The 3062-nt window shown below is 51.1% G+C and carries 2 protein-coding genes and 1 riboswitch; both genes read left to right on the forward strand.

All coding sequences use genetic code 11. The features are described 5' to 3' along the window. The first annotated feature begins 58 nt into the window (after positions 1-58). Positions 59-249: riboswitch (cobalamin riboswitch) on the forward strand. Between the two features lie 69 nt (positions 250-318). Further along, on the forward strand, positions 319-2199 hold the full coding sequence (btuB, locus tag SJI19_RS24350) for a TonB-dependent vitamin B12 receptor BtuB (protein ID WP_323480819.1): 1881 nt from the start codon (positions 319-321) through the stop codon (positions 2197-2199). Beyond that, positions 2144-3037, forward strand: a complete 894-nt coding sequence (gene murI / locus SJI19_RS24355; protein WP_323480820.1) for a glutamate racemase — start codon at positions 2144-2146, stop codon at positions 3035-3037. Before btuB ends, murI begins: the two co-directional genes overlap by 56 nt. Positions 3038-3062: the final 25 nt, after the last annotated feature.

The raw sequence follows: 3062 nt of genomic DNA on the forward strand, positions 1-3062 counted from the left end.
GATCACTTACTGGAGTATGTGATTCGGTGTTGAATATGTAGACAATGTTATTTTATTGATTGTAGGATGCTTTCCCGGTCTCTTGTGAGTTAAAAGGGAATCCAGTCTACGCTGGAGCTGACGCGCAGCGGTAAGGGGAGTTCAGGGCGATTGCGCAAGCAGACACTGTCGTTACGATGGGAAGTCGTCGCCTGGTGCATATTAAGCACATCCCAAGCCCGAAAACCTACCGGTATTTCGTCGCAATATTCATGTTTATCGCGTGCTATTTAACATGAGACCTGCGGCATCCTTTTCTCTTGTTTGGATGCTATCACAATGTCTAAAACGAAAAATACCGTGCTGGTGGCGTTATCCGTCACCGCATTCTCTGGGTGGGCGCAAGACAACAGTACCCAAAATAACGCTGCAAATACGCTTGTTGTTTCCGCAAACCGGTTTCCTCAGCCGGTTTCCTCGGTGCTGGCACCGAGCAGTGTTGTTACTCGCAACGACATTGACCGATGGCAAGTGAAATCGGTGGCCGAAGCGCTCAGCCGTCTACCGGGGGTGGATATTGCCCAATACGGTGGCTTGGGCCAGCAGAGCTCGTTATTTATCCGCGGTACCAACTCTAACCATGCCTTGATACTGATTGACGGCATCAGGTTGAACCAGTCCGGTATCTCCGGCTCATCGGATCTGAGCCAAATCCCTCTTTCTCTGGTGCAGCGCATTGAGTATATTCGCGGGCCCCGCTCGGCGGTATATGGTTCGGACGCTATTGGCGGTGTAGTGAATATCATTACCACCCGTGAGCAGCCGGGAACCACCCTGAGCGCGGGAATGGGATCCCATGGCTACCAGACATATGACGGTGCCACGCAGCAACGGCTCGGGGATAACACCACCGCCACCGTGGCCGGTAATTATACCTATACCCGTGGCTTCAATGTGAAGGCGAACCTGCCAGACAACTATGGTGATCCGGCGCAACCGGACCGCGATGGATTTATGAGCAAGACACTGTTTGCCGCGCTGGATCATCAATTCAACCAGCAATTCGGTGGGTTTGCCCGGACCTATGGTTATGACAATCGTACTGCCTATGACGGCACCTATACCGATACTGATCCTGCTCACCCTGATGCACTGCTTGATACCCGTCAGCTTTATAGCCGCACTTATGACACTGGGTTGCGTTTCCAACAAGGTGTTTACGCCTCACAACTGATTTTTAGCTATAACCACACGCAGGATTATAATTACGATCCCAAATATGGTCCTTATTCAACTTCCGCCACCCTCGACGATTCCCAACAATATAACGTGCAATGGGAAAATACCTTACAAGTGGGACATGGTTCCGCCAGTACCGGCATAGACTGGCAAAAGCAGACCACCGAGCCTGGCACCGGTTATCTCGCCGAGGGTTATGAGCAACGTAATACTGGCCTTTATGCCACCACCCAACAACTCTTTGGCCCGGTAACCTTGGAAGGGGCGGTGCGCAGGGATGATAATTCACAATTTGGCGGGCATGGTACCTGGCAAAGCAGCGCCGCCTGGGAATTTATTGAGGGCTATCGTCTAATTGCCTCTTATGGCACCGCGTACAAAGCGCCCACGCTGAGCCAACTCTACAGTGGCTCATACGGTAACGATCAGTTAAAACCGGAGCAGAGCAAGCAATGGGAAGGTGGTGTGGAAGGATTAACCGGTCCACTGACCTGGCGCGTTTCGGCCTATCGCAACGATATCGACCATCTGATTAATTTTGACGAGGTCAATAATACCTATGGCAATATCAATAAAGCGTTGATTAAAGGCGTGGAGTGGACGGGGTCGGTTTACACGGGGCCGCTACAGCATCAGTTAACGTTGGAATATCTCGATCCACGCAATGCCGATACCAATCAACTCCTGCAGAGACGGGCCAAACAGCAAGTTAAATATCAGTTGGATTGGCAGGTGGCCGAGATTGACTGGTCGTTGAATTATCGTTATTTGGGCCAACGCTACGACACAAATTACAATACCAGTGAAACGGTCAAACTTGGTGGTCTCAGTTTATGGGATATCGCCGCGTCTTATCCGCTAACCCCCCATTTGACGGTTCGTGGTAGAATAGCCAATCTGTTCGACAAAGACTATGAGACTGCTTATGGTTACCAAACCGCAGGACGAGAATTGTATCTCACAGGAACCTATTCCTTCTGACGGTAGCAAGACCAATCGGCCCACTATCTTGATTTTTGATTCCGGAGTGGGCGGCCTTTCCATTTATGATGAGGTTCGGCAACTATTGCCGGATCTTCACTACATCTACGTTTTTGACAATGAAGCTTTCCCTTATGGTGAAAAACCCGAGGCATTTATTGTCCAGCGAGTGGTGGATATTGTGGCGGCAACCGAGCGCCTGCACGCTCTGGACATGGTCATTGTTGCCTGTAACACCGCCAGCACTATTTCCTTACCAGCGCTGCGTGAGCGTTTTGCGTGTCCGATCGTTGGCGTGGTGCCGGCTATCAAGCCAGCAGCCAAGCTGACCCGAAACGGCATTGTGGGTTTACTGGCCACTCGTGCCACCGTACAGCGCGGCTATACTCTTGATCTGATAGCAAAATTCGCCGCCGATTGTCACATTATCCCGTTGGGTTCTGCCGAACTGGTTGAACTGGCGGAAGCCAAGTTACATGGTGAAAGCATTGCATTGCCCGTTCTGCAAAAGATACTGCGCCCCTGGTTAAGACTGCCTGAACCCCCGGATACAGTGGTTTTGGGTTGTACACATTTCCCACTTCTCGCCGAAGAGCTTAAAGCAGTATTACCGGATGGTACGCGCCTGGTTGATTCTGGCTCAGCCATCGCCAAAAGAGCAGCCTGGTTGATCGCTCATGACATCATCCCGGTGCCGGCGGGTGTGGCCGACGGGGATAAAGTCAATACGGCCTATTGTTTATCCGCCACGCCACAGGCGATGGAATTAGTGCCGGTTTTGCAACGTTATGGTTTCGTATCGCTCGAAAAATTGCCTATATTGGAGTCGGTTGAGTGATATTCCAGCGGTCAGCGTTTTTTTT

Source organism: Acerihabitans sp. TG2 (genome assembly GCF_035013185.1).
Classification (GTDB): Bacteria; Pseudomonadota; Gammaproteobacteria; order Enterobacterales; family Enterobacteriaceae; genus Acerihabitans.

Bases quoted from the DNA above. Each gene is read 5' to 3' on its own strand.
- btuB (WP_323480819.1), top strand. From the start codon at position 319: ATGTCTAAAACGAAAAATACCGTGCTGGTGGCGTTATCCGTCACCGCA.
- murI (WP_323480820.1), top strand. From the start codon at position 2,144: ATGGTTACCAAACCGCAGGACGAGAATTGTATCTCACAGGAACCTATT.